The following is a 26,439-nucleotide window of genomic DNA, read 5'->3' on the forward strand; positions in this document are numbered from 1 at the left end:
GTGACGTGAGCGACATCAGTCTGGAGACCGTCACGGGCAAGCTGAACCCGGTCGGCTACGAAACCTTCATGAAGGCGCTGCGCCATGCCAAGGTGGCGGGCAATCGCAATGTCGAGCTGGCGCACTGGTTCCTGCATATGCTGCAGAACGACCGCTCGGACATGTCCTGTATTCTCGACCAGATGAAGCTTGATCGTGGCCGGATGCTCTCCGATATCACGGCCGCACTGGGCGCGCTTCGCGGCAACCAGACGGAAATGCCCAATATCGCCCCGCATGTCTTCGACCTGCTGGACCGCAGCTGGCATTATGCGACGCTGCAATTCGGCGAATTGCAGATCCGCACCGGTCATATCCTGCTGGCGGGCCTGAAATCGCTGGAGATTGCCCGGGCGCTCACCACCCTTTCGCCGCTGTTTAGCAAGGTCAATCCGGACCGCATCACCGTCGAATTTTCGGCGCTCACGGCCGATTCCGCCGAGCGCGATGCTCGCCCGGTCGATGGTTCGGGAACGATCGCCGCCGGCGGCGCGCTGGCCGAGGGCGCGCCGAAAGGCACGACGGCGCTGTCGCGCTTCACCATCGACATGACCGAGCAGGCCGCCTCCGGCAAGCTCGATCCCGTGGTCGGCCGCGACGAGGAGATCCGCCGCATCGTCGACGTCTTGTCGCGGCGGCGGCAGAACAATCCGATCCTCACCGGCGAGGCCGGCGTCGGCAAGACGGCGGTGGTCGAAGGCTTTGCCCAGCGCATCGCCAGCGGCGACGTGCCGCCGCCTTTGAAAAACGTGCGGCTGCTGGCGCTGGATATCGGGCTGATGCAGGCCGGGGCCTCGATGCGCGGCGAATTCGAGCAGCGGCTGCGCTCGGTCATCGACGAGGTGCAGGCCTCGCCCACCCCGATCATCCTGTTCATCGACGAGGCGCATACGCTGATCGGGGCCGGCGGCGCGGCCGGAACCGGGGACGCCGCCAACCTGCTGAAGCCGGCGCTGGCGCGCGGCACGCTGCGCACCATCGGCGCCACAACCTGGTCGGAATACCGGCAATATTTCGAGAAGGATCCGGCGCTCACCCGTCGTTTCCAGCCGGTGCAGGTCGATGAGCCCTCCATCGAGAAATGCTGCACCATGCTGCGCGGCATCCTCCCTTCCATGGAAAAGCATCATGGGGTGCGCATCTCCGATGCAGCGCTGACCGCCGCCGTCGAGCTTTCGGTGCGCTACATCCCGGCGCGGCAATTGCCGGACAAGGCGGTGAGCCTGCTCGACACCGCCTGCGCCCGCGTCGCCATCAGCCAGAATACGACGCCAGCGATGGTCGCCGACCTGCAAGTCTCCATCGAGGCGGCGGAAAAGGAGCTGGCGGCGCTGGAAAACGACCGCGAACTCGGCGGCATCGACCAGCAACGGCTCGACGAACTGACCGGTCTGATCGAGGCCAAACGCGCCGAACTGGCCGAGGCGGAAGCCGAGCTTGCCCGCGAAAAGGCGCTGGTCGATGCCGTCATCGCCGCCCGCGCAAGGGCGCGCGAGGGCGGCGACGGCTCGGAACTGGCGACGCTTGCCGGCGACCTCGACGCCATCGATGCCGACCGGCGCATGGTTTATGCCCATGTCGACGAGCAGGCGGTGGCGGCCATCGTCTCGGCCTGGACCGGCATTCCCGTCGGGCGCATGGTGCGCGACGAGGTGCAATCGATCCTTAACCTGCCCGAAGTCCTGAACCGCCGCGTCATTGGCCAGAGCCACGGCCTGGAGCTGATTGCGCGGCGCATCGCCATCAGCCGCGCCAGGCTCGACAATCCGAACAAGCCCATCGGCGTCTTCATGCTCTGCGGCCCCTCCGGCGTCGGCAAGACCGAGACGGCGCTGGCGCTCGCCGAGGCGATCTATGGTGGCGAGCAGAACATCGTCACCATCAACATGTCGGAATTCCAGGAGGCGCATTCCGTCTCGCTCTTGAAGGGCGCGCCGCCCGGCTATGTCGGTTATGGCGAGGGCGGGCGGCTGACCGAGGCTGTGCGGCGAAAACCCTATAGCGCCGTGCTGCTCGACGAGGTGGAAAAGGCCCATCCCGATGTCCACGAGCTGTTCTTCCAGGTATTCGACAAGGGCCGCATGGAGGACGGTACCGGCCGGGCCATCGATTTCAAGAACACGCTGATCATCCTCACCTCGAATGTCGGCACCGACGTCATCATGGAGATGACCGATTCCGGGCGCAAACCCGCCGATGTCGAGGCGCTGAACGCGGCGCTGAGGCCGCATCTGCTCGCCGTCTTCCCGCCGGCGCTGCTTGGGCGCATCACGATCATCCCCTATGTGCCGCTGTCGCCGGATATGCTCGGCCGCATCGTGCGCCTGCAACTCGGCCATGTCGGCAAGCGGGTGGAGGATGCCTACGGCGCCCGCTTCGATTACACCGACGCCCTCGTCACGGAAATCGTCTCGCGCTGCACAGAACCGGATTCCGGCGGGCGCATGATCGACAACATCATCATGAACCAGCTTCTTCCCGATCTGGCCCGGGCGTTTTTGCAGAAATCGATGGAAGGGACGGAGCCGTCGCGGGTGGAGATCGATGCGAAAGAAGGAGCGTTTGCCTACACGATTGAATGATCTGAACAGGGCGGATTTGCATTTGTCACTTGCCCGTCGCCCCGTCGGACCTCTGCCGGCTGAGAGAGGAGCGTGCCACACCAGCGGCCCTTTTTTAGGAAGACCGGTGCATCAAGACCCCTTCTTCCCTCAAGGAGAAGGTCGTGCAGCGGAATGAAGTGGATATGGCGGCACAGTATCGATGAGGCTGCTCGGCTGCGCCGTCCCCCTCATCTGGCCCTTCGGGCCTGCTTCTGCCCCGAGTGGAGATGGGAGTTGCGGCATCGGCATGCCTAATTCGTGCGCCTGTCGCAGGGGAGGAGACGCAATTTTGGAGTAATGCATTCACCGGATATCTTTGCAGGGCGAGCGGAGGTGAAGCGCCCATCATGACATCGATTCGGCGGTAGCCAGCCATGCATGAGATCGACGACAGTTTCCGCCGCAGGAAGGAGGCCGGTGCGCTGGCGAAGCGCCGGCGGCGGATGCGGGCGCGACTGACATGGGTGGGGATCAGCGTCTGCCTTGCCGGGCTCGTGCTGGCGGGCCTCTGGTTCCTGCGCCCGCCGTCACCGGGGCCGCCGCCGGAGGAAGCGGCGGACGAGGCGCCGCCGCCTGCCTTCACCGCCATCATCCTCGACATTCCCGGCGATCCCTTGCGCATCGAGATCGGCGGTGCTGGAGCAGAGGCCGCCGCCCGCATCACGAAGCCCGCGCCTCCCGAGACCGGCCTTTCCGGCGAGGTTACCATCCTCCACGAAAAAATCCTGCCTTCCAGCCAGAAGCTGGTGACAGCCATTCCCTCGACGCCGCAGGATTTTGCCTTTTTCCAGGCCCAGCGCGCGCCCGCCTCGACGCCGGCGGAGCCGGAACCGGCCGACGACACGCCGGACCTGCAGCCGGTCGAGCCCGCCCCGGAAACGCCGGCAACACCCGCCACCTCCAACGGCGGCTGGAGCGATATCGATGCCGCCGATCTCGAAGGCAGCGATGCCGGCTTCCGCAAGACCACGATTGCCGACAACACATCGACCGCCGTCCTCATCGACGATGCCGCGCGCGCATCGCGCACCGAGGACGATTTCCGCCGCGTCATCGCCGTCAGCCCGGTCGAGGATTTCTTGCGCGCCAACGGGCTCGGCGAGGCGGAAGCCAAAGACATCGCCGGAAAATTGCAACGCGATATCCATCTCGAAACTTTCGCCGCCGGGGCGCTGGTGGCGACGCGCACCCTCAACGACCGCACGACCACGCCGCCGCGCAAGAAGCTGGTGCAGATCGCCTTTTACGAGCCGGAAAAATTCCTCGGAGCTTATGCGGTGGATGACGACGGCGCCTTCGTCGCCGCAGCCGACCCCTGGGTCAGTACCGATCTATTCCAACTTCTCGACGCCCCGCAGGAGGATGTCGCCGCCCAGCGCTACCGGCTGCTGGACGGCATCTATTCCGTAGGGCTTCGCAGCGGCATTTCCACCGCCGTCATCGGCGAGGCGATCATGTATCTGTCGCGCGGCCACGATCTCGGCGAATTCGCCGCGCCCGAGGACGTGCTGACGCTGGTCTATGCGCAGGAAGGCCGACAGTCCGGCACGAGCCAGAACCGGGTGCTCTATATCGGCGTCGCCGGGCCGAATGTGTCGATCCGCTGCTTCGTCTACAAACCGGAAGGGGCGGGCGATTTCGCCTGCCTCGACGAGAACGACCGCTCCGGCACCATCGAGATCACCAACGGCATGGTGACGCCGGTCGCCGGCGTCATGACCTCCGGTTTCGGCCCGCGCCGTCATCCGATTCTCGGCAAGGTGCTGATGCATGAGGGGGTGGATTGGGCTGCGCCCGTGGGCACGCCGGTGCGCGCCGCCTTTGCCGGAAAGATTTCCTATGCGGCCGACAAGGGCACCTTCGGCAATTTCGTCCAGATCGAGCACCAGAACGGCCGCGCCACCGGCTATGCGCATTTGAACGGCTTTGCCAGCGGCATCAAGCCGGGCGCGACGGTACAGGCAGGCGACGTCATCGGTTATGTCGGCACCACCGGCCGCTCCACCGGCCCGCACCTGCATTTCGAACTGTATGCCGGCGGCAAGTCGATCGATCCGTTGCAGATGACGGTCGCGTCCGGCGATTCCGGCGGCGAAGCGGTGGAGGCGCTGGTCGAGCGCATCGTCGGCGTCGAAAGCGGCGGCAATGCCTCCGCGAAAAACCCGCTCTCGACCGCCACCGGCCTCGGTCAGTTCATCGAATCCACCTGGCTTCGGATGATGCAGACCTACCGGCCCGATCTCGCCCGCGCGCTCGACCGCGACCAGTTGCTGGCGCTGCGGCTTGATCCGACGCTGTCGCGCGAAATGGTCGCCAACCTGGCGCGCGAGAACAAATCCTATCTGGAGGCCGGCGGCCAGCAGGTGACGGCAGGTCGGCTCTATCTCGCCCATTTCCTCGGTCCGGAGGGTGCGCGCCTGATCCTCGCCTCGGCCGATACAATGCTTCTGGAAACCGTACTCGGCAGCGCCGTGATCCGCGCCAATCCCTTCCTCACCGGCCGGGATGTCGCCTATGTCAAGAACTGGGCCGAAGCCAAGATGCGCCATCGCGGCGGCGGCGTGAGTTTGCCGGCGACGGTCACAAAGAAGGTTGCGGAAGCCTCCGCCGAATTCGTTGCCTATCGCAAGGCGATGCTGGCGCTGGTGGGGGAAGCGGACGGAAAGGCTTTCGCCATCGCCAAATAGTGACGGCAACCTTGCATTGCAGAACTTTACCGGAAAACGCGCGTGAGCCTTGCGCGCGCCGCAATCGTCTGCTTGTCTGGATTTTACCGAAAATCTTGCAGGAAAGGTCGTCATTTGAGTCATTCACGCTTTCTTGCCGCGGTCGCGGCCGGCGGTTTCCTTCTTGTCGGCGCTGGATGCCAGAAGGCCGCGGAGCCTCCCGTGGCACAGGCCGGCGGACTCTGCCGTCCCGAGGCGGCAGCGTCCCTGGTCGGCAAGCCGAGGGTCACGGATGCGCAGGCCATGCAGCTTACCGGCGCCACCATCGTGCGCCAGATCAAGCCCGGCGATGCCGTCACCATGGATTTCCGCCAAGAGCGCGTGACCGTCGAGACGGATGCCGGAACCGGCAAGATCACCCGCGCCATGTGCGGCTAAGTCCAAGCGGCAAAGCCGAAGCGGCAAAGCCGCCGGCCCGCCGGTCATTCATCGAGATCGATCAGCGCGATGCCGAGTTCCGGCCGTTTGCGGCGGCGTAGGCGTGCCGGGGTTTCGCGCAGCATCACTTCCAGCGTCGGGCGCACATGGCCCTCGAGAAAATGGCCGCCACGGGTGGTGCCGTCGGAAAGGCCGAGCACCACATGCAGATGCAGGCTGGCCTTGCCCTCGTCATCGACGGCGATGTCGCCAATCATGCTCAGCACCTCCGATTGCACCTCGACCGGGATCGGCGCGTAAGTCTTCGTGTCGAATTCGAAGAAGGCGATGCGTGCGGCGCGAAAGGCGCCGATGGCGGTGATCGAGGCGGCGGCGATCGCGTTTTTTCCGGCGAAATCGCGAATGGTCGCAAAGGCTTCCTCACCTTCGTCGAGCACCAGGATGAAGCTGCGCTCGCCGGCATCCTCGACCAGAAGTTTGTGTTTCATGACCTCGCTCCTTCGCTGTTGCCTCCCGACGGAAAGGCGCGGGCGCGCGCTTCGGTTCCGCCACGGCAGGAACAAAGCCCATTCTGCTCCGTTAGTCGTTCATCCCTGCCCATGAAAGGCTGCACCGATGGACACCTCCCGCACCGCCCTGTGTGCCGTATCGCTCGCCGTCAACGGACGGCATTTCTCCTTCGACATTCCCCCCTGGGTCACGCTTCTCGACCTGCTGCGCGGCGACATGGAACTGACCGGCACCAAGAAGGGCTGCGATCACGGCCAATGCGGCGCCTGCACCGTGTTGATCGATGGCGAGCGGGTGAATTCCTGCCTCAAGCTGGCGGTGACGCTGGATGGTGCGGAGATCACCACCATCGAGGGGCTCGGCACGCCGGATGACATGCACCCGATGCAGAAGGCCTTCGTCGAGCATGACGCCTTCCAATGCGGTTATTGCACGCCGGGCCAGATCTGTTCCGCCGTCGGCCTTGTCAACGAGGGTCACGCCCGTTCTCGCGAGGAGATCCGCGAGTTGATGAGCGGCAATCTCTGTCGCTGCGGCGCCTATACCAATATCGCCGATGCTATCGAGGACGTGCTCGCCGAGGAAACCGCCCTTCCACATCGGGAGGCCGCCGAATGAGACCCTTTGCCTATACCCGCGCCGAAACCGTCGGCGAAGCCGTCGCCGCCCTTGCCGCCGATCCGGACGCGCAGATTCTTGCCGGCGGCACCAATCTTGTCGACCTGATGAAATACGACGTCGCCAGGCCCGGCGCAGTCGTCGATATCAATCGCCTGCCGCTGAAGGAGATCGAGGAACTGCAGGACGGGGCCCTGCGCATCGGGGCGTTGGTGAGCAACACGGCGGTCGCCTATGACGAACGCGTCCGGGAAAAATTCCCGTTGCTTTCCAGCGCCATCCTCGCCGGGGCTTCGCCGCAACTGCGCAATGCCGCCACGACCGGCGGCAACCTGCTGCAGCGCACACGCTGCTATTATTTCTACGATCCCTCCACCCCCTGCAACAAGCGCCAGTCCGGCTCCGGCTGCGGCGCCATCGGCGGCGTGAACCGCATCCATGCCATTCTCGGCGCCAGCGAGCATTGCATCGCCGTGCATCCTTCCGACATGTGCGTGGCGCTGGCGGCGCTCGAAGCCATCGTCGAGGTCGAAGGCCCGGAGGGGCCGCGCGAGATCGCATTCGCCGATTTCCACCGCCTGCCCGGCGACATGCCGGAGCGCGACAACACGCTGGCGCAGGGCGAGATGGTCACCGGCATCCGGCTTGAAGCCAATCATTTCGCCCCCCACCACACCTATCTGAAGATCCGCGATCGCTTGTCCTATGCCTTTGCGCTGGTTTCGGTCGCCGTCGCCATGGAGATCGATCGCGGCCGCATCGTCGACCTCAGGCTGGCGCTCGGCGGCGTCGCTCACAAGCCTTGGCGCGATCCGCTGGCGGAAGCGGAGTTTGCCGGCGCCACCGCCGACGAAATGACCTTCGGCCGCATCGCCGAACGGCTGCTGACCGGCGCGAAAGGCCAGGGCGGCAATGATTTCAAGATACCGCTCGCCGAAAAGGCCATCATTCGCGCCCTGAAACAGGCGGCCGCCGGCCGGCCGCAGGACCAGACGATCAAGGCGATCCAGTAACAGGAGGCCCGCCATGCTGCATCATTCCAAAGTCGTCGGCCTTCCGGTGTCGCGCATCGACGGACCGCTGAAGGTCACGGGGACGGCGCATTACGCCACCGAACATGCTGCTCCCGGCATGCTCTACGGTTACGTGGTTCCCGCCACCATCGCCACCGGCCGCATCCTCGCGGTCCACACGCACGAGGCGGGATCCTTCCCGGGTGTCGTCAAGGTCTATACCCATGAGAACCGGCCGAAGGCCGCCTTCCGCGACGCCAAATGGAAGGACGAGGTGGCGCTGCCCGGCCATCCCTTCCGCCCCCTGGAAAACGACCGGGTGCTGTTCGACGGCCAGCCGGTCGCTTTCGTCGTCGCCGAAAGTTTCGAGGCGGCGCGCGATGCCGCCGCGCTGATCCGCGTCGACTATGCGCCGGGCGAGGCGAAGACGGATATCTGCGCCGAGCGCCATAACGCCTATGTGCCGCCGGTGCCGCGCATGCCGCAATTCATGCCGCCCAAGCCGCGCGGCGATGCCGAAACCGCCTTCGGCCTGGCGCCGCATTCCGTGTCCAACGATTACGTCATCGAGGGCGAGCACCACAATCCCATGGAGCTGTTTGGCACGACCGTCATTCTCGGCCGTGACGGTGACCTGACCATTCACGAGAAAACCCAGGGGTCGCAGAACTCGCAGGCCTATGTCTGCGGCGTCTTCGGCCTCGATCCAGAGCGGGTGGTCGTGCGAAACCGTTTCGTCGGCGGCGCTTTCGGGCAAGGGCTGCGGCCGAAGCATAATCTGTTCCTCGCGGTCATGGCGAGCCTCGATCTCAACCGCTCGATGAAGGTGGAGATGAGCCGGCGCGAGATGTTCTATCTCACCTGGCGGCCGTCCTGCGTACAGACCGTCTCGCTCGCCGCCGATGGCGAGGGGCATCTGCAGGCGGTGCTACATCATGCCGTCCATGCGACGTCGCGGCATGAGGACTACCAGGAAAACGTCGCCAACTGGTCCGGCCTCGCCTATGCCTGCGACAATGTGAAGATCGAATACGAAATCGCCAAGCTCGACATGGCGACCCCCGGCGACATGCGCGCGCCCGGCGCGGCCAGCGGCCTGACGGCGCTGGAAGCGGCGATGGACGAGCTGGCCTATGCGGTCGGTATCGATCCGCTCGAATTGCGTATCCGCAATTTCGTCCACCGCGACCAGAACCAGGACAAGGACATCACCTCCAAGGCCCTGCATGCCTGTTACCGCGAGGGCGCGGAGCGTTTCGGCTGGGCGAGCCGCTCGCCGGAGCCGGGCTCGATGCGCGAAGGCAACGAGCTGATCGGCTGGGGCATGGCGGGCGGCATCTGGGAAGCGCAGATGTCGCAGGCCGAGGCCCGTGTGCGGCTGTTTGCCGATGGCCGGGTGACGGTCAGCGCCGCCGCCTCCGATATCGGCACCGGCACCTATACCATTCTCGGCCAGCTCGCGGCCGAGGCCTTCGACATTCCCGTCGAGCGGGTGACGGTGGCGATCGGCGCTTCCGACCTGCCGAAGACCGGCGTCGAAGGTGGGTCCTGGACGGCGGCCACCAGCGGCACCGCTGTGCAGAACGCCGCGAAGGCGGTGATAAAAACCCTGCTCGACCATGCGAGGAACATGGAGAATTCGCCGCTTGCCGATGCAAGCGAGGAGCAGGTGGAAATTTCGGAGGGGCGGCTGGTGCTGGAAACCAACCATCAGGCAGGCGTCGCCATTTCGGATATCATGGCGTCCGCCGGTCTGCCTTTCATCGCCGAGACCGGAAAGGCCGCGCCCGACAAGGCGATCATGGCGAAATTCTCCGCCTATACCCATTCGGCCGTCTTCGTCGAGGTGCGGGTCGATGTCGAACTCGGTGTCGTCAGGGTGACGCGGGTGGTCAGCGCCGTCGCGGCCGGACGCATCCTCAACCCCAAGACGGCGCGCAGCCAGATTCTGGGCGGCGTGGTCATGGGCATCGGCATGGCATTGCATGAAGAAGGCATGATCGACCACCGCAGCGGCCGGATCATGAACCACAACATCGCCGAATACCACATCCCCGCCCATGCCGACATTCACGACATCGAGGTGCTGTTCGTCGAGGAAGACGACGACAAGGCAAGCCCGATCGGCGTCAAGGGGCTGGGCGAGATCGGCATTGTCGGCGTCGCCGCCGCCGTCTCGAACGCCATCTTCCATGCGACCGGCAAGCGCATCCGCCATTTCCCCATCACCCTCGACAAGATCCTCGAAAGCGAGATCAATCCATGAGCGAGACCACCGCCGAAACCCACGCCTTCCGTCCCGTGCGCTTTTCGCAGGATGTCGAGACCGTCCAGCCGGACGAGCCGCAGGTCGCTCGCGAGCTTGCCGAGACCATGTTGTCGATCGCCCGGAAGACCTATGCCGATACGGGCCACGCCATGCGCGCGGTCCACGCCAAGAGCCACGGCCTGCTGCAGGCGCGGCTGGAAGTCCTTGACGACCTGCCGCCCGAACTGGCGCAGGGGATTTTCGCAAAACCGGGCAATCATGACGCGATCATCCGCCTGTCGACTTCGCCCGGCGACCTGCTGCATGACGGCATCTCGACCGCGCGCGGGCTGGCGCTGAAGATTCTCGACGTCGAGGGCGAGCGGCTGCCGGGCGCCGAGGAGGCGACCAGCCAGGATTTCGTCATGGTCAACGGCAAGGAGTTCAACGCCTCCTCCGGCCGGCAATTCCTGACGACGCTGAAGGGGCTGGCTGCGACCACGGACCGTATCGAAGGCGTCAAGACCTGGGTCTCCAAGGCCTTCAAGGGCATCGAGGCGGCGCTGGAGGCGGTCGGCGGTGAAAGCGCGACATTGAAGGCGCTGGGCGGGCATCCCGACACGCATATCCTCGGTGACAGCTTCTTTACGCAACTGCCGCTGCGCCATGGCGACTACATCGCCAAGCTGGCGATCGTGCCGATCTCGGAAAACCTGAAGGCGCTGAACGGCGCCAGGCTGGACACCGAGGACGACGAGGACGCCATCCGCCACGGCGTGATGGATTTCTTCGAGAACAATACGGCGATCTGGAACCTGCAGGTGCAGCTCTGCACCGATCTGGAGGACATGCCGGTCGAGGGCGTGCAGGCCTGGGACGAGAAGAAAAGCCCCTTCGTGACGGTGGCGCGGCTGGTCGCCGGCCCCCAGACGGCCTGGAGCGAAGAGCGCGCCGAACAGGGCGACGACGGCATGGCCTTCAGCCCCTGGAACGGGATTGCCGACCACCGCCCCCTCGGCGCGATCATGCGTCTTCGCAAGCTCGCCTATGAACGCTCCGCCGCCTTCCGCTCCCAGCGCAATTTCATCCCCGTCACCGATCCCCGAGTTTGTCCTTTCGGCCACGGCCGCAGCGGCGGGCGTGGTGCGGCGTTCAATGATGCGAAAGAAGGACTCTCGCTCGGAGAATGAAGGCTTTGCGCCCAGGCTGCAAAGCGCAGGGCAACCGGATGCGGAACGAAAGCATCGTCGCGAAACCCCTTCTTCCCGGCGGGAAGAAGGGGTTTTCGGCATGGGCGCGCGAAAATCCTATTGCTTTTCGGAATCCAGAAAATCCGCTGTCGTCGCCAGTTCGACCTGTGTGGAAAAGCGGGCGCCCAGCAGCTTGATCGAGGCGTCATGCGTGGCGTCGGCGCTGGAGCAGACGCCGTCGGTGAGCACGATCACCCGGTAGCCGTGGTCGATGGCCCCGAGCACGGTCGCCAGAACGCAGACATCCGTCTCGCCCCCGGTCATGACAAGCGTCTCCACCGCCTCCGCCTGAAGGGTGGCATGCAGCCGGCCGTCGAACCACGGCGAATAGCAGGGTTTTAAGAAGCTGCGGGCCGGCGGCATGAAGCGGGCGAGCGCGGCGACCACCTCCGTCATTTCCGCCGGCAGGTGCTCGCCGGTCATCATCCACCATTTGCGATAGTAGTCACGCCACTGGCCCGGCATGTCCTCCGGCGTCCGGGGCGGCATGAAGCGGGTGAAGATCGTCCGCTCGGCATGCCGCCCCGTCATTTCCTCGATCTGCGGCAGGACGCGGTCGAACCAGGCAAGCCCCCAGGGCGTCTCCTCGCCGAACAGGCGCTGCATGTCGACGCACAGATGCCGCCATTGTCCGAGCCGGCCCATATCAGCCCTCCGTTTACGCCGAAGCCTTCGGCTCGCGTGCCCAGAACCGTAACTGCCCGAGCTTGCCGACGAAGGCATCGACATCCTTCGCCCCCGACAACGCCGTCACGCCTTCGTCCGGCGCATCGATGCCGGCCTTGGCGAGCAGGGACGCGGCCTCGGGACTATGGGCGATGAACTTGCAATGGACGAAGGCATCGGCGAGGAAATCCCGCGCAGGCGGCGCGACGGCCAGCATCCCAGCACCTTCCGCGCCGGGCAGCACGGCGACGGCATCATAGAGCACCGAGGGGCCGCCATCGAGCATCTGCTGCGCCGGCAGCCGGTTGCCGTCCGACAGCGTCACGCCGCCGACCTTCGGCGCGATGATTTCCACCGTGCCCTTTTCCTTCTCGATCGCCCGCATCAGCTTCTTGAGCAGCGCCGCATCCGTGCCGTCGGTGACGAGGATGCCGAGCTTGCGGCCCTCGAACCGCTGCGGCCCGCGATTGACGATGCTGAGCACCGGCGACGCGTCGAGATCGGTGCGCGGCTTCACCGCCGCATCCGCCGGCTTCGGCAGGCTGACGATGCCGAGATTGTCGGCCACCTTCTGCGCCAGCCCCTGGTCGATATTCATGAGATGCGAAACCATGCGTTCGCGGATGACGGGCGTCTCGACCTTGCTGAGTTCGAAGGTGAGCGCGGCGGCGATATGGGCCTGCTCGATATCCGTCTGGCTGATGAAGAATTGCCGCGCCTGGCTGTAATGGTCGGCAAAGCTTTCCGGGCGTAGCTGCACCTTCTGGCCCTGCTCTTCGGAAGGGAAATGCTTGTAGCCGCGCTCGGGGGATTCGCGTGGGCCTTGGTCCCAGGAATTCGGCTCGTAATTGGCGCGGCCCACGGGATTGCGCATCGCCATGTGCCCGTCCTGTTGGAAATGATGGAAGGGACACTTCGGCGCATTGATCGGCAGATGGGTGAAATTCGTGCTGCCCAGCCGCTTCAGCTGCGTGTCGAGATAGGAGAAATTGCGCCCCTGCAGCAGCGGATCGTTGGAAAAGCCGATGCCAGGCGGCACGTTCTGGGTCATGAAAGCCACCTGCTCGGTCTCGGCGAAGAAATTGTCTGGCATGCGGTCGAGCACCAGTCGGCCGATGGGTCGCACCGGCAGCACCTCCTCGGGGATGATCTTGGTCGGATCGAGAATGTCGAAATCGAAGCTGTCGGCGAAATCCTGGTCGAAAAGCTGCACGCACAGCTCCCATTCCGGGAAATTGCCGGACTGGATCGCCTGCCAGAGATCGCGACGATGGAAATCCGGATCGGCGCCGTTGATCTTCACCGCCTCGTTCCAGACGACGGATTGCAGGCCGAGCTTCGGTTTCCAGTGGAACTTGACGAAGGTGGAGGCGCCCGCCGCATTGACGAAGCGGAACGTATGGACGCCGAACCCTTCCATGAAGCGGAAGGAGCGGGGAATGGCGCGATCCGACATCACCCACATGATCATGTGCATGCTTTCCGGCGTCAGGCTGATGAAATCCCAGAAATTGTCATGCGCCGATTGCGCCTGCGGGAAGCCGCGATCCGGCTCCGGCTTCACCGAATGGATGATGTCGGGAAACTTGATCGCATCCTGGATGAAGAACACGGGAATATTGTTGCCGACCAGATCCCAGTTGCCCTCCTTGGTGTAGATCTTCACCGCGAAGCCGCGCACGTCGCGGGCGAGGTCGAAGGATCCCTTGGAGCCGGCGACGGTCGAAAAGCGCACGAAGGCCGGAGTCTTCTCACCGGGTCGCTGCAGGAAATCGGCGCGGGTGACGTCCGACAGCGAGTCGTAGGTTTCGAAGAAGCCGTGGGCGCCATAGCCGCGGGCATGGACGACACGCTCGGGAATGCGCTCGTGGTCGAAGTGGAAAATCTTCTCGCGGAAATGGAAATCCTCCATCAGCGCCGGGCCGCGCGCGCCGACGCGCAGCGTGTTCTGGTCGTCGGAGACGGGAGCGCCGAGCGCGGTGGTCATGACCGGACAGGTTCCCCCGGCGGTCTGGTGCAATTCCCCGCCGGCGCCGCGACGAAGCTGCTGGTCGTGGATGGTGGCGGGCTTGTCCTTGGGCGGTTGCGTTTTCGGCATGACGATCTCCCTGTTGAGGTCGGCTGCATAACGAATACGGCCAGCGGTTGTTCCGTTGCCGGAACCGCAGCGGCTGCCGCGCCGTTTCGCTTCTTAAACCGCAATTGAGGGGAGATCGCCTCCATGCCGATCATCGCCACGGCCGCATGGTCGATCTCGAAAGCCGTTGCGGCGCATTTTCCATCCGCCGGATCGGGCCTTGCCCGTTATGCCGCCCGCTTTCCGGGCGTCGAGGTCAACACCACCTTCTATCGCCGCCACCGGCCGGATACGTTCGTCCGCTGGGCCGCCGATGTGCCTGAAGATTTCCGCTTTGCGATCAAGATGCCGAAGACTATCAGCCATGAGCACCGGTTGAAAGGGATCGAGGCCGAGTTGGACCTGTTCCTGGCCGATATCGCCGGCCTCGGCAAGAAGCTCGGGCCGCTGTTGTGCCAGTTGCCGCCGAACTTGCGCTTCGATGCCGATGTGGCCGAGGCCGCCTTCGCGGCGATGCGGGCGCGCCATTCCGGCCCAATCGTGCTCGAGCCGCGCCATCCGAGCTGGGCCGGAGCCGAGGCAGGTGCGCTGATGCGACGGCACGGCATCGACCCGGTGCTGGCCGATCCGCCGGTCATCTGGAAGGCGGTCGATTTCACCCTTCCGCCACGCTATATCCGCCTGCACGGCACGCCGAAAATCTATTACTCCGCCTATGACGACGCGGAAATCGACGCCTTCATCCGGCTGCTGCCGCCCAACGGCTGGTGCGTTTTCGACAATACCGCCTCGGGGGCAGCGACAAGCAATGCGCTGACGGCGCTGTCGCGCCTGCCGGCTGCCTCGCGGGAAGCGTGATCGCGCCGGATCAGAACTCGTCCCATCCGGCATCATTGGTCGGGGCGGGTGAGCCGCCGCCGAAGGCGTTGGCGAGCTTGTCGACCATGCGCTTGGCCGGCGAGGCGATCCGTGGCGAGGCGGTGCTGGCCACCTTCAGGCGCGGGCGGACCGCAGCGGCGACCGGCGCAGGGGCAGGACGCGAGGCGGGGGGCGCCGCAGCGAAGGCGCGACCGCCGGCGACTGCCGCGTCACCCACCTGAAACTTTCCGACGAGCTGGCGCAGCCTGTCCGCCTCCAGCGCCAACGAGGAACTCGCAGCCGTCGATTGCTCGACCATCGCCGCATTCTGCTGCGTCGTCTGGTCCATCTGGTTGACCGCCGCATTGACCTCCGCCAATCCCACCGATTGTTCGCGCGCCGAGGTGGCGATGGCATCGAGCTGGACGTTGATGTCGTTGACATGCTGGCCGATCACCTTCAGCGCCTCGCCGGTCTCGGTCACGAGGCGGACGCCGCCCTCGACCTCGCCGGCGGAATGGCGGATCAGCTCCTTGATTTCCCTTGCAGCCTGCGCGGAGCGTTGCGCCAGTTCGCGGACTTCCTGGGCGACGACGGCAAAGCCCTTGCCGGCTTCACCGGCGCGGGCCGCCTCGACGCCGGCGTTGAGCGCCAGCAGATTGGTCTGGAAGGCGATCTCGTCGATGACGCCGATGATGTTGGAGATCTGCCCGGAGGACTCCTCGATGCGCTGCATGGCGGCAACGGCTTCGGACACGACCTTCGCCGAACGGTCAGCCGAGGAATTGGCTTCCGATGCCTTACTGCGGGCCTCTTCGGCGCGCTTCGAAGACTGCGAGACGTTGGCGGTGATCTCATCGAGCGCGGCGGCTGTCTCTTCCAGCGCGGCGGCCTGCTGCTCGGTGCGGCGCGACAGGTCGCTGGCGGCTTGGCTCAGTTCCCGCGAGCCGCCGTCGATGGAGACGGTGACCTCGGAGACGGCCTGCAAGGTGGTGCGGAGCTGGGTGACGGCGGCGTTGAAATCATGGCGCAGGGTTTCGAACTCCGGCGAGAAGGACTGGGTCAGCTCGAAGCCGAGATCGCCATTTGCCATGCGCTTCAACCCTTCGGCAAGGCCACCGGTCGCCTGGGCCATGGCGTTGGCGCGCACCCGTTCGATATCCGAATTGCGCTCGCGTTCTGCCTCGACGGCAGTCCGCTCGGCCTGTGAAGAGGCTTCGAGCGCGCGGGTGCGCAGGCCATTGTCCTTGAATACCTGGACGGCGCGGGCCATGCCGCCGATTTCGTCGCGGCGCTCGGTTTCGGCGATGGCAACGTCGAGGTTGCCGTTGGCAAGCGTGGTCATGGTGCCCGAAAGCGTATCCAGCGGCCGGGCGATCCAGGCGCGCACGGCAAAGAAGCCGGCGACCAGCATGACGGCAAGGCCGGCGACGACACTCACGATGGTGGTGATGATCGTGTCGCGGGTCGTGTCGACGAGTCCGGCGTGACGTGTTTCGGTGAGGGCGGTGATCTTGCCGATCTCGTCGGTGATATCGTTGATCGCGATGGTGAAGGACGGGCGGCAGGTCGTGGCGAAATCCGCCTGGGTGCGATCGACTTCGGTCTCGGCCAGCGCGATGCTGGCAGCGGCAATCAGCGGGCCGCATTTGTTTTTCAGCGCATCGACAGCTTCAGCCTTGATCGCGGCGATGCGGGCATTGTCGGGCGCGCTGGCCATCGCCGCATCGATCTGCGTGGTGAAGAAGCCTTCGCTCATCTTCATGTCGGCCACGGCGGCCTTCTTGTCGGCGTCATCGCGCGCAATCAGGATATCGGCAATGGCGGAACGGATCGACACCAGGCTGCGGCTGGCGCGCGCCAGCATCAGCGTCGCGTTGGATTCCTTCTCCAGCAGCGCGGTGTAGGACGTATCGATGAACGATATGCGCGAGCTGCTATAGGCCGTGACGCCGGCCACGAACAGCCCGAAGGCGCAGAGAATGACAAGAAACTTGCCGATGACGGGAATATGACGCATGGCGGCGGCCTGTTCTGGAAAACTGCCGCCTGGGTTATCAGGATATCGTTATGTTTCGCTTAATATTTTCATGGTTGCGCCGGGAAGGTTTCACACGCGGCGCGCCCGCTGGCGAAATGGCGAACGGCCGTATACAGGCATCGCGTGTCGGCCGTCATTGCAAGAAAATGTAGGGAAGGTCGTTCACAACCGGCCAGCCTGGGGCGCCTGTCGGCGCGGGAGGCTGGCGGTGGTCTACTGCCCGATCGTTCTCGGGAAGCGTATCGGCGGGGCGGTGTGCCCGGCTGGCAATCCGGTCGGTTCAGCCGAAAACCAGGAAGCCGGAAACGGCGGCGCGGATGTTTTCACGCGAGATGCCGAGGTCGCGCAGGGCGCGGTCGTCGAGGGCGTTCAGTTCGCGGGCGGCGCGACGTTCGGCTGCATTCTTCTTGAGCTTTGCGAAAACGTTCATGATCAACTCCTTTGTGTTGCCCAGTAGATAGGCAATTTCGTGCCTGGGAAAAAGGCACAAGTTTGCACCGGAGGCATGCCGGCCTTGCATGGCGGCGACCGGTGCTTCGACATGCAGCCAGCGCCGGCACCCATCGCGCGCATCGTCTCGTTATGGCTCATCCACCGCTTGCGTGCCGTTTCGATCGGCATGGAGGCTGGAATGCTTCTCAACCCGCACCCGGATTGACGCTCTTCTCCTTAGCGTCCGGCAGCGTACCGGCGCCCGGCGTCTTGCTTTCGTCGGTGAGGCGCTCCTTGGCGTGAGGGCCGGCGGGGGGCGGAGGCTTTGCGCCGGCGGGGGCGTCGCGGGTTTTTTCGACCGCCTTCTGCGCCTGCTTGTCCTCGTCCGTCATGGCTCTTCTCCTTGAAGGGTTAGACACCTTTCTCCAACGCGAGGCGGGCGGAACCGGTTCCGGGAAAAGCTCAACCCTCGGCAGGCGCGCCGAAGCGTTCGATCATGCGATTGCGGATCTGGTCGCGGGCCGCGCGGTAGAGCGCAAGCGTCGCCTCGCGTCCGTCGGCCTGGCCGACAGGATCGGAAATCGGCCAGTATTCCACCTCCAGCGCGGCGGTGCGGGCCATGTCCATGGCCAGGCGCTGGCTGGTGGGCGAAAGCGCAACCACGAGATCGAAGCTGCCGAGATGGTCGCCCCAATCCTGCATCTCCTCGAACGAGCGGCAGCGATGGCGCACCAGCTCGACGCCGATCTCGTTGCAGACGGCGATGGCGAAGCCGTCGACTTCCCTGTCATGCCGGACGCCGGCGGATTGCACATAGGCGGCGCGGCCGTAAATCTTCTTCATCAAGCCTTCGGCCATGGGAGAGCGAACCGAATTGTGATCGCAGCAGAAGAGGATGGAGCGGGGGATAGGCTTGGACAAGGAGAGCTCCGGTTGGATTTGAGGATCTCGGCGGCGGATTTTCAGGAGCGGACGGCCGACCGCCGGGGCGCTTGCGACCGAGGTCCGGCAGCGATGGACGGCTTTCGGCAATCCCACCACACTCCCCCTGCCGGCGCAAGACGGGCGGGCCTGTCCTCCCTTCCCGGCAGAATAGTGGCGGGATGTGACAGCTTTTGTCGCGATACGATTCGACAATCGGTCCCGCGAGTGCTCTAATCGCGTGGGGTCAATTCAGGTGCCAGCCATTCTACGATGGACACGCATAAACGCAGCATAGTGAAAGCGCTCTCGTGGCGCGCGACGGGATCCGTCGATACCATCCTGATTTCCCTGGTCATTACCGGCAGCATCAGGCTTGCGGCCACGATCGGTTTCACCGAGGTCGTTACCAAATCCCTGCTTTATTATTTTCACGAGAGAGTCTGGCTTCGCGTGCCCTTCGGCCGCGCCAAGCCATCCGACGGTATCTCGTGACGATGGTGCGTTCGCTCGGTGCGGCCGGGCCGCCTCTTCGGGCAAGTCGTGGCGGGAGGAGCAGGCTTATGGTGCGGGAAAACGAAATCCGGGAAAACGAGGTGGCGGTCGAGCCGCCGCCGGCGGTAGATGCCGGGCTTGTGTTCATCGGCCGCATCGAAACCCCTTGGGTCTCGCGGCTGGAAACGCCACGACAGGGCCGTCAGGACGGGCCGGTCTGCATCATCGAGGTGTTCGAGCCCTGGGTGGCGGCGCTGCGTGGCATCGAGCGCTTCCAGCGGCTGGAGATCCTCTACTGGCTCGATCGCTCCCGCCGCGACCTCGTGCTGCAAAGCCCGGCCTCGAACGGCGAGACCCATGGCACGTTTTCGCTGCGCTCGCCGGTGCGGCCGAACCCGATCGGCACCTCGATCGTCATCCTGGAAAAGGTCGAGGGCGCGCGGCTTTTCGTCAAGGGCCTCGATTGCCTCGACGGCACGCCGCTGATCGACATCAAGCCCGACCGCTGCCTGTTCACGCCCGTCGCCCCGCCGCAGAAGGGCGACTTCGAGACCGCTCACGGTCCTGACGATTCACCGATCAGCCAGTTGATGAAATAATCGATCTCGGCGCTGTCGCGCTTGGCCTCAGGGCACAGGCAATAGTAGTTGTGGAGCGCGGCGACGCCGATTTGCAACGGCTGCACGAGCCTGCCCTCGTCGAGATCGCGGGCGGAGACCACCTCGTCGCTCAGCGCCACGCCGAAGCCGTCACGAGCGGCCTGGAGGACGATGCCGAAACTGTCGAAATAGACATCCGACTCGCCGCCCCAGGCAATGCCGGCCTGCGCCTGCCAGCGCCGCCATTGCGCACCGTCGTCTTCATGCAGCAGGCGGTGATAGGCAAGGTCGGAAGGCTGGCGGATAGCCTTCGGTCCACGCAGCAATTGCGGGCTGCAGACCGGCGTCATGCGGATGCCATGCAGCAGATGCCACCAGAAGCCCGGCCAGGGCGGCACGCCATAGATGACGGCGACATCGGTCTTGCGCCAGTCGATGCCCTGGAAATAGCTCGAGGTCACGACGTTCAACTGGAAATTCGGGTTCTCGTCCATGAATCGGAAGAGACGCGTGGCGAGCCAGGCCGTTCCGTAGACCTGGGGCATGGAGATCCGCAAGCTGCGCCTTGTCTCCTCGTCGTGGCGCGCGGCGGCGACCTGGCGCACGCCGGTCTGGATCGCGTCCATGGCGGTGGCGACCGAGCGCTGGAGCTGGGCGCCGCTCCGGGTCAGGGCGAGCTGACGGCCGCGCTTCTGGAACAGCTCGACGCCGAGCCCCGTCTGCAGGGCGCGGATCTGCTGGCTGACCGCGCCCGGCGTCACATGCAGCTCGGCTGCGGCCGCGCCGACATTGCCGAGCCGGGCGACGCTTTCGAAGACACGAAACGCATGCAGGGGAGGAAGGGCCATCATGTCTCTCTTTCGCGGGAGGCTCTCGTCGCGCCGGGGTGCAGATGCTCGATCAGCCGGTCGGCCAGCGCCCGCAGGATCGGCTCGCCGGCCCGCTCCACCGGGCTGACGATGTAATATTCGCGCGCCGCGTTGATCGTCGTCGGAAACGGTTGGATCAGCCGGCCTTCGTTGAGGGAATTGCGGGTCAGCACGTCCGAGACCAGCGCAACGCCGCGCCCCTGGATGGCGGAGGCGATCGCCTGCGCCACCGAATTGACCCGCACATGCGTATTGCCCTCCAGCCCGATGCGGGCGGCGACCGACCATTTCGCCCATTCACCGCCATCGTCTTCATGCAGCAGCGTCACGGCGCTAAGCTTGCGCTCGCGGTTGCGCAGGTCGAGGCGGGAAAGAAGCGTCGGCGCGCAGACGGCGGACAGGCGGACTTCGCCGAGCAGGCGCCAATGCTTGCCGGTGAAGGGCGGGTTGTCATAGACGACGGCGATGTCGTTGCGGGTCCAGTCGACCTCGGCTGCCGTCATCGCCTCATCGATCGACAGTTTCGAGATGCCATGGCCCTCGGCAAAGCCGATGATCGCTGCCGTCAGCCAGGCGATGCCGAGCGCCGTCGGCACCGAGACCGACAGCGACACCGGCTGCTCGCCGGCCGCCGCCCGGCGCGAGGTGCGCGTGGCCGTGTCGATCTGCCCCAGCGAAATGGCGACGGCTTGCGAAAAATCCCGCCCGGCCTGGGTCAGCACGACATTGCGGCCCGACTTGCGAAACAGCGCGATGCCGGTGGCCTCGCCAAGCTTCTTCAATTGCAGCGAGACGGCGCTGGGGCTGAGGTTCAGTTCCCCGGCCGCCTGCCGCACGCTGCCGAGCCGCGCCGCCGCCTCGAAGGCAGGCAGATATTGCAGGTAGGGCAACATGCGCGACATTTCCGGACCGCCAATTGTTTCAATTCATCAAACGATACTGGCGATATTAAATTGATTTTTTCGAACTGTTAAGAGTGCTACCCCTATGGAAAAGGAGGAACGTCATGATTTCGGCAAGACCATTCGATTTTCCCTATGACGGCAATCTCGATCCGGCCAGGACGGCGCTGATCGTTATCGACCTGCAGGACGATTTCCTGTCCTCGACCGGTTACTTCGCCAGGCAGGGCTACGATCCCGCGCCGCTGCGCGCCATCATCCCCGCCGTCAACCGCTTGATCGGCGCCTGCCGCAGCGCCGGCATCCGCGTCATCCACACCCGGCAGGGCTACCGCGCCGATCTCGCCGACATGACGCCCTATGAGAAATGGCGTCGTCAGCGCTCCGGCCTCGACGGCACCACGGCGTTGCTGCGCTCCAGTCCGGGCTTCCAGATTTCGGCCGATATCGACGTCGGCCCCGAAGACATCATCGTCGACAAGACCTGCAACGGCGCCTTCACCTATACGGATTTCGAGCATGTGCTGCGCGCGCAGGGCATCACGCATCTGCTGTTTTCCGGTTGCACCACCGATGTCTGCGTCCACACGACGTTGCGCGAGGCCTGCGACCGCAATTTCCAGTGCCTGACGATTTCCGACGCCTGCGCCAGCGGCGACCAGTATGCCCATGAGGCGGCCCTGCACATGGTTACCGTCGAGAACGGCATTTTTGGCGCGCTGACCGACAGCGCGGCGGTTCTCGAGGGTCTGGGCCGGCTGGAGCGAGCGAAGGCATGAGTGGCCAGCAGACCTACGTCTCCCTGATGCGCCTGACGCAGAAGGGGCTCGACGAACTGACCGACAGCGCCCGCCGCCGCAAGGTCAGCGAGGATCGCGTTGCCTCCCTCGGTGGCCGCTCCATCGCCTTCTACGCCCTGCTCGGGACTTACGATTTCCTGCAGGTCTTCGAGATGCCGAGCAATGAGGCGATGCTGCAATACGTGCTGACCGCGCGGCGCGACGGGCATGTCGAGCCGCTGATCATGCCGGCCTTCGACACCGGGGCCTATGGCGGAATTCTCCAGGCGATGACATAGGAACGGCACGGTTCGGGGGGGCGGATAATCGTTTAGTTTTCATGCGGTTTTCAGGCGAAAACAATTAGCTTGTCTGCACTTGGCTTTTCTATACCACTTCAAAAACGCAACAAAAAAGGGAACGGATTATGATGAAGAACCAGTCTGGACTGAAATCGGCGCTGATCGCGGGCGGCCTGCTGGCCGCGCTCATGGGCCAGGCGCAGGCGGCCGGGCAGAAACCGGACTTCGTGTCCGGCGGCGTGCTGAAAGTCTGCACCAGCGGCGAATTCCCGCCGATGGAATATTACGAAAATCCCGGCGACAAGGATCTCGTCGGCTTCGAGATCGACCTGCTGGACGCCATCGCCAAGCGCTGGGACGCCAAGGCGGAATATGTGGTCGGCGATTTCAAGGGCCTGCTGCCGTCGCTGGATTCGAAACGCTGCGACCTCGTCGCCAGCGGCATCCTGATCACCCCGGCGCGCCTCGAGAAATATGACGGCATTCCCTATTTCGGCTCGCATATCGTGCTGGTGACGGCGGCGAGCGACAAGGAGACGAAGGCGCCGGCCGATGTCAGCGGTAAGGTGATGGCAATCGAGGCCGGCACGTCCTACGAGAAGATCGTCGCCGATCTCAATACCGAGTTGGAAGCTGCCGGCAAGCCGCCCGTGCAGGCCCAGACCTATCCTTCCGCCGCCGGCGTCATCCAGCAGATCCTCGTCGGCCGCGCCACCGCGACGATCACCCAGGATACCACGGCCGCCTATCGCATGTTGCAGGTGCCGGGCAAGCTCAGCATTCCCTACACCTACGACCAGAGCGAAAATTACGGCATCTACCTGCGCAAGAGCGCGGGTGACCGCGAGATGCTGAAGCAGGCGATCGAGGCGCTGCAGGCAAGCGGCGAGATGAAGGCCATGCTGAAGAAATGGAACCTGCCGGAAACGGCGACCGACGTTTCGCATGACGTGAAGTGACGGCTTTGTTCCAGCTCGATCTTTTCGTCCACGCGGTCTTCAGCGCTGCCCTGTTCCAGGGGGCGCTGCTCACCGTCGGCCTGTCGCTCTGCGTCATGGCCGTGTCGCTGGTTCTGGGCATGGGGCTCGGCTCCATGGCCGGCTCGCCGCGCCGGGCGGTGCGGTGGATCGTGACGGTCTATGTCTGGCTGTTTCGCGGCGCGCCGGCGCTGCTGGTGCTGCTGTTCGTCTGGAACGGCCTGCCGCAGATTTCGGATGTGTTCCGTGCCGATTGGTTCACGCCGTTCTTCGCCGCCTTCCTGGCGCTGTCGCTGATCCAGATCGCCTATCTCGCCGAGATCCTGCGCAGCGCCTTCGCCGCCGTGGGTCAGGGGCAGCGGGAAGGGGCGGCAGCGCTCGGCCTGCATGGATGGCAGATCTTTCTGCTCGTCACCATGCCGCAGGCCCTGCGCATCGCGGTGCCGGCGCTGATGAACGAGTTCATCTCGCTGCTGAAGACCACCTCGCTGGCGACGGTGATCTCGCTGAAGGAACTGATGACGGTCTCGCAGTTCGCGATCGCCACGAGTTTCCGTTTCCTCGAATGGTATGGGGCGGCGCTCGTTTATTATCTGGTAATCGTTTCGCTGCTGACATTCGCCCAGGGTCGAATCGAATACCGGCTTTCGCGCGGTTATCGCTGAAGCAGGAGGGGCTGCAAGGTTGGATCGTATGAACATAGTCTCGGCCCCGGCGCGCAACCGCCGCTTGCCCGGCAAGCGGCTGCATCGACGGAGGCGGAAATGACCCCCTGGTTTTCGACGGAACCGCTCTCGAACCGCCTGACGCGGATCAGCGAGCCGCATGTCCACAGCTTCTTTCGCGCCAACGTCTTTCACGTCATCGGCCGCGATGCCGATCTGGTCGTCGATTTCGGCATGGGGCTGGCGTGCCTGCGCGAAACCCTGCCCATCCGTCCGGGAAAACCGGTGCTGGCGGTGGCGACGCATGTGCATGTCGACCATGTCGGCGCGTTCCACGAATTCGAGACCCGCATGGGCCATGCGGCGGAGGCGGAGGCTTTTGCCGGGATGCCGGATGCGGCCACCCTTGCCGGCTATTTTCGCGCCCAGCCGCAGGCGCTGGCGCAGGCCGCGCCAAACGGCATGACCGCCGCAGACTACTGCATCGCGCCGGCGCCGTTGACCCGAATCCTGCACGAGAACGACGTGATCGATCTCGGCGATGCCGCTTACACCGTGCTGCATCTCCCCGGCCATTCCCCGGGTTCCATCGGGCTTCTGGACGAGAGGACCGGCGAATTCTTCGCCGGCGATGCGATCTATGAGGGGCAATTGGTGGACGACCTGCCGGGTTGCGACCGGCAGGCCTACCGCCGGACGATGAGCCGGCTGGCAGGCCTCGATGTCGGCGTGGTCCATGGCGGCCATGGCGCCGAATTCGACAGGGAGCGGATGCAGGCCATCGCCCGATCCTATCTCGACGCCGAGTGACGCATTCCATCGTCCGGCCGGAACGGCGGCCATCGCCGACCGGCCCGATGGCCCGCTTACTTGCCCAGCATGTCCGCCAGCATGAAGCCCGAACCCGCCCCCGTGCCGGCCCCCGGCCATGTGGCCGCGCCGCAGCAATAGAGCGACTTGACCGGCGTCGAATAGCGCGAATAGCCGGCGACCGGGCGGAAGAGAAAATTCTGGTCGAGATGATGGCTGCCGCTCAAATTGTCGCCGCCGATCAGGTTGGGGTTTTCCCGCTCCAGGTCGAGCGGCGAGAACACCGAGCGCCCGAGGATTTTCGCGCGCAATCCCGGCGCATAGGTTTCCAGCAGCGCCAGAACCCGGTCGGCATAGGCCTCCTTCGCGCCATCCCAATCCGTGGCGGCGATTTCGCCGCCGGCATCGCCGCGAATCTGCGCCGGCAACACGCGCACCTGCACCCAGAGGACGTGCTTGCCATCGGGCGCGCGCGAAGAATCGAGAGCGGTGGGCTGGCCGACGACCAGTGCCGGCTCGCTTGGCAACAGCCCGTCCATCGCCTGCGCATAGACGCGCGACATCATCTCGAAATCCGGGGCGACATGCACATAGGCGAAGGATTTCAGCGCCTCGCCCGCACGCCAGTCCGGCAGGCCGTCCAGCGCCAGATGGATCATCATCGTTCCCGGCCCCGCGCGAAACGCCTCGATCTTGCGCTCGTAAGCCGCACGGCCGGTATCCTTCGGCAACAGCTTGCCGAAGACCAGCTTGGGATGGACGTTGGAAATCACCGCGCGGCGCGCCTCCAGCACCCGGCCGTCGGCGAGCCGCACGCCGCTGGCCTTGTCGCCAGCGAGCGTGATCGCCTCGACCGGCGCATCCAGAAGCAGCGTGCCGCCCTTGGAAGCGAACAGGCCGGTCATCGCCTTGATGATCGTATCGGCGCCACCCTTTCCGATAACCATGCCGAAGGCCTGGTTGGCCATGGATTCCAGATAGGGGAACAGCGCGCCGCCGGCAACATCTGGCGCGAAATCGAGATGCAGACCCCAGGCCGCCATCATCGCCTTGACCTTGGGGTGTTCGAAACGGCTGTCGAGGAAATCGCGCGGCGAGGCGAGCAGCAGGCGCGCGATGTCGTAAAGCCAGCCCGTCCCCTTTTCCCGCCAGGCCTTCCACGCGACCTTCGCCGATCGCCAGGAAGGCATGGGCGCGCCGAGCAGGCCGAAGATATGCGGTGCGTCGCTGCCGAATTCGGCCAGCATCTGCCGCCAGGCCGCCGCATCCTTTTGCGAGAGCGCGGCGATGCGGCCGGCGGTCTTTTCCAGATCGGTGCTGACGCCGAGGAACGTGCCGTCGCGAAACACGCTGGCGAAGCAATCGGCGGCCGGAACGAGGCCGAGGCCCTGGGCTGTCAGCGCATCCTTGTTGGCGGCGAAGAAGGCGGAGCCGGCGAACATCGAGAGATTCATGGCCGCGAGGTCATGGCGGAAGCCCGGCAGCGTCACTTCGCGCGTCTTGACCGCGCCCCCGGCTTCCGCCTTGGCCTCGACCACAGCCACCGACCAGCCGCGCTTTTGCAGTTCGATGGCGGCGGCGAGGCCGTTATGGCCGGCGCCGATCACGATCGCATCATAGGTCATCGTTATTCCCCATTCGATTATACCTATATGCATACA

Annotated in this window: 25 protein-coding genes; 15 read left to right on the forward strand and 10 right to left on the reverse strand. The window is 64.9% G+C overall.

The window, feature by feature from the left end:
* Nucleotides 1-5 precede the first annotated feature (5 nt).
* The 3 genes from tssH (at nt 6) to P7F60_RS08360 (ending at nt 5,746) form a co-directional block, all read left to right on the forward strand.
* Nucleotides 6-2,621 (forward strand): type VI secretion system ATPase TssH, encoded by a 2,616-nt coding sequence (tssH, locus tag P7F60_RS08350; RefSeq protein WP_277917269.1) that lies wholly within the window; start codon nt 6-8, stop codon nt 2,619-2,621.
* 395 nt (nt 2,622-3,016) lie between these two features.
* Nucleotides 3,017-5,329 (forward strand): M23 family metallopeptidase, encoded by a 2,313-nt coding sequence (locus P7F60_RS08355; protein WP_277917270.1) that lies wholly within the window; start codon nt 3,017-3,019, stop codon nt 5,327-5,329.
* 201 nt (nt 5,330-5,530) lie between these two features.
* Nucleotides 5,531-5,746, forward strand: a complete 216-nt coding sequence (locus tag P7F60_RS08360; RefSeq protein ID WP_277917271.1) for an I78 family peptidase inhibitor — start codon at nt 5,531-5,533, stop codon at nt 5,744-5,746.
* Between the two features lie 44 nt (nt 5,747-5,790).
* Here the strand turns inward: P7F60_RS08360 and P7F60_RS08365 are convergent, their stop codons facing one another.
* Nucleotides 5,791-6,234 carry a PPC domain-containing DNA-binding protein gene (locus tag P7F60_RS08365; RefSeq protein WP_277917272.1) on the reverse strand — a complete coding sequence of 148 codons (444 nt, stop codon included), beginning with the start codon at nt 6,232-6,234 and terminating at the stop codon, nt 5,791-5,793.
* A gap of 127 nt (nt 6,235-6,361) precedes the next feature.
* Between P7F60_RS08365 and P7F60_RS08370 the strand changes: the two genes are divergently transcribed.
* The 4 genes from P7F60_RS08370 to P7F60_RS08385 are packed head-to-tail and all read left to right on the forward strand — an operon-like array spanning nt 6,362 to nt 11,325.
* The gene (locus P7F60_RS08370) at nt 6,362-6,874 is read left to right on the forward strand and encodes a 2Fe-2S iron-sulfur cluster-binding protein (RefSeq protein ID WP_277917273.1); all 513 of its coding nucleotides are present in this window, start codon (nt 6,362-6,364) and stop codon (nt 6,872-6,874) included.
* The gene (locus P7F60_RS08375) at nt 6,871-7,887 is read left to right on the forward strand and encodes a xanthine dehydrogenase family protein subunit M (RefSeq protein ID WP_277917274.1); all 1,017 of its coding nucleotides are present in this window, start codon (nt 6,871-6,873) and stop codon (nt 7,885-7,887) included. The genes P7F60_RS08370 and P7F60_RS08375 overlap by 4 nt, the downstream gene beginning before the upstream one ends.
* A 13-nt stretch (nt 7,888-7,900) precedes the next feature.
* Nucleotides 7,901-10,153 (forward strand): xanthine dehydrogenase family protein molybdopterin-binding subunit, encoded by a 2,253-nt coding sequence (locus P7F60_RS08380; protein ID WP_277917275.1) that lies wholly within the window; start codon nt 7,901-7,903, stop codon nt 10,151-10,153.
* Complete coding sequence (locus P7F60_RS08385) at nt 10,150-11,325, forward strand: catalase family protein (protein WP_277917276.1); 1,176 nt, start codon at nt 10,150-10,152, stop codon at nt 11,323-11,325. The genes P7F60_RS08380 and P7F60_RS08385 overlap by 4 nt, the downstream gene beginning before the upstream one ends.
* Nucleotides 11,326-11,442: 117 nt before the next feature.
* On the opposite strand, the gene P7F60_RS08390 is transcribed toward P7F60_RS08385, so the two are convergent.
* Both P7F60_RS08390 and P7F60_RS08395 read right to left on the reverse strand, forming a co-directional pair.
* Nucleotides 11,443-12,030, reverse strand: a complete 588-nt coding sequence (locus P7F60_RS08390; protein WP_277917277.1) for a cysteine hydrolase — start codon at nt 12,028-12,030, stop codon at nt 11,443-11,445.
* Between the two features lie 13 nt (nt 12,031-12,043).
* A complete protein-coding gene (locus tag P7F60_RS08395; protein ID WP_277917278.1) occupies nt 12,044-14,149 on the reverse strand; it encodes a catalase in 2,106 nt (701 codons plus the stop codon).
* 123 nt (nt 14,150-14,272) lie between these two features.
* Between P7F60_RS08395 and P7F60_RS08400 the strand changes: the two genes are divergently transcribed.
* Nucleotides 14,273-14,986 (forward strand): DUF72 domain-containing protein, encoded by a 714-nt coding sequence (locus P7F60_RS08400; protein WP_277917279.1) that lies wholly within the window; start codon nt 14,273-14,275, stop codon nt 14,984-14,986.
* A 10-nt stretch (nt 14,987-14,996) separates the two neighbouring features.
* Here P7F60_RS08400 and P7F60_RS08405 read toward each other — a convergent pair whose 3' ends face one another.
* The 4 genes from P7F60_RS08405 to P7F60_RS08420 form a co-directional block, all read right to left on the reverse strand.
* The gene (locus tag P7F60_RS08405; RefSeq protein WP_277917280.1) at nt 14,997-17,006 is read right to left on the reverse strand and encodes a methyl-accepting chemotaxis protein; all 2,010 of its coding nucleotides are present in this window, start codon (nt 17,004-17,006) and stop codon (nt 14,997-14,999) included.
* A 301-nt stretch (nt 17,007-17,307) separates the two neighbouring features.
* Nucleotides 17,308-17,457, reverse strand: a complete 150-nt coding sequence (locus tag P7F60_RS08410; protein ID WP_277917281.1) for a DUF1127 domain-containing protein — start codon at nt 17,455-17,457, stop codon at nt 17,308-17,310.
* Nucleotides 17,458-17,665: 208 nt separating this feature from the next.
* Complete coding sequence (locus P7F60_RS08415) at nt 17,666-17,851, reverse strand: hypothetical protein (protein ID WP_277917282.1); 186 nt, start codon at nt 17,849-17,851, stop codon at nt 17,666-17,668.
* Between the two features lie 70 nt (nt 17,852-17,921).
* A complete protein-coding gene (locus P7F60_RS08420; protein ID WP_277917283.1) occupies nt 17,922-18,380 on the reverse strand; it encodes a low molecular weight phosphatase family protein in 459 nt (152 codons plus the stop codon).
* A gap of 273 nt (nt 18,381-18,653) precedes the next feature.
* On the opposite strand from P7F60_RS08420, the gene P7F60_RS08425 reads away from it, so the two are divergent.
* Both P7F60_RS08425 and tsaA read left to right on the forward strand, forming a co-directional pair.
* Nucleotides 18,654-18,875 (forward strand): DUF2061 domain-containing protein, encoded by a 222-nt coding sequence (locus P7F60_RS08425; protein WP_277917284.1) that lies wholly within the window; start codon nt 18,654-18,656, stop codon nt 18,873-18,875.
* A gap of 68 nt (nt 18,876-18,943) precedes the next feature.
* On the forward strand, nt 18,944-19,474 hold the full coding sequence (gene tsaA / locus P7F60_RS08430) for a tRNA (N6-threonylcarbamoyladenosine(37)-N6)-methyltransferase TrmO (protein WP_277917285.1): 531 nt from the start codon (nt 18,944-18,946) through the stop codon (nt 19,472-19,474).
* Here the strand turns inward: tsaA and P7F60_RS08435 are convergent.
* Entirely contained in the window at nt 19,432-20,322 is an 891-nt protein-coding gene (locus P7F60_RS08435) for a LysR substrate-binding domain-containing protein (protein ID WP_277917286.1), read from the reverse strand. The genes tsaA and P7F60_RS08435 overlap by 43 nt on opposite strands.
* Nucleotides 20,322-21,236, reverse strand: a complete 915-nt coding sequence (locus P7F60_RS08440) for a LysR substrate-binding domain-containing protein (protein WP_277917287.1) — start codon at nt 21,234-21,236, stop codon at nt 20,322-20,324. Before P7F60_RS08440 ends, P7F60_RS08435 begins: the two co-directional genes overlap by 1 nt.
* Before the next feature lie 113 nt (nt 21,237-21,349).
* Between P7F60_RS08440 and P7F60_RS08445 the strand changes: the two genes are divergently transcribed.
* From P7F60_RS08445 to P7F60_RS08465, 5 genes are all read left to right on the forward strand, one after another.
* Nucleotides 21,350-22,024, forward strand: a complete 675-nt coding sequence (locus P7F60_RS08445) for an isochorismatase family cysteine hydrolase (RefSeq protein WP_277917288.1) — start codon at nt 21,350-21,352, stop codon at nt 22,022-22,024.
* Nucleotides 22,021-22,323: a GYD domain-containing protein gene (locus tag P7F60_RS08450; RefSeq protein ID WP_277917289.1), complete on the forward strand. Its 303-nt coding sequence runs from the start codon at nt 22,021-22,023 to the stop codon at nt 22,321-22,323. The genes P7F60_RS08445 and P7F60_RS08450 overlap by 4 nt, the downstream gene beginning before the upstream one ends.
* A 128-nt stretch (nt 22,324-22,451) precedes the next feature.
* Complete coding sequence (locus P7F60_RS08455) at nt 22,452-23,285, forward strand: transporter substrate-binding domain-containing protein (RefSeq protein ID WP_277917290.1); 834 nt, start codon at nt 22,452-22,454, stop codon at nt 23,283-23,285.
* Nucleotides 23,282-23,968 carry an amino acid ABC transporter permease gene (locus P7F60_RS08460; protein ID WP_277917291.1) on the forward strand — a complete coding sequence of 229 codons (687 nt, stop codon included), beginning with the start codon at nt 23,282-23,284 and terminating at the stop codon, nt 23,966-23,968. Before P7F60_RS08455 ends, P7F60_RS08460 begins: the two co-directional genes overlap by 4 nt.
* Nucleotides 23,969-24,067: 99 nt before the next feature.
* Nucleotides 24,068-24,778, forward strand: coding sequence for an MBL fold metallo-hydrolase (locus P7F60_RS08465; protein WP_277917292.1), 711 nt, complete (start codon nt 24,068-24,070; stop codon nt 24,776-24,778).
* A 56-nt stretch (nt 24,779-24,834) separates the two neighbouring features.
* On the opposite strand, the gene P7F60_RS08470 is transcribed toward P7F60_RS08465, so the two are convergent.
* Complete coding sequence (locus P7F60_RS08470; protein ID WP_277917293.1) at nt 24,835-26,403, reverse strand: NAD(P)/FAD-dependent oxidoreductase; 1,569 nt, start codon at nt 26,401-26,403, stop codon at nt 24,835-24,837.
* Nucleotides 26,404-26,439: the final 36 nt, after the last annotated feature.

This window comes from Rhizobium sp. YJ-22, assembly GCF_029601685.1.
Taxonomy (GTDB): domain Bacteria; phylum Pseudomonadota; class Alphaproteobacteria; order Rhizobiales; family Rhizobiaceae; genus Metarhizobium.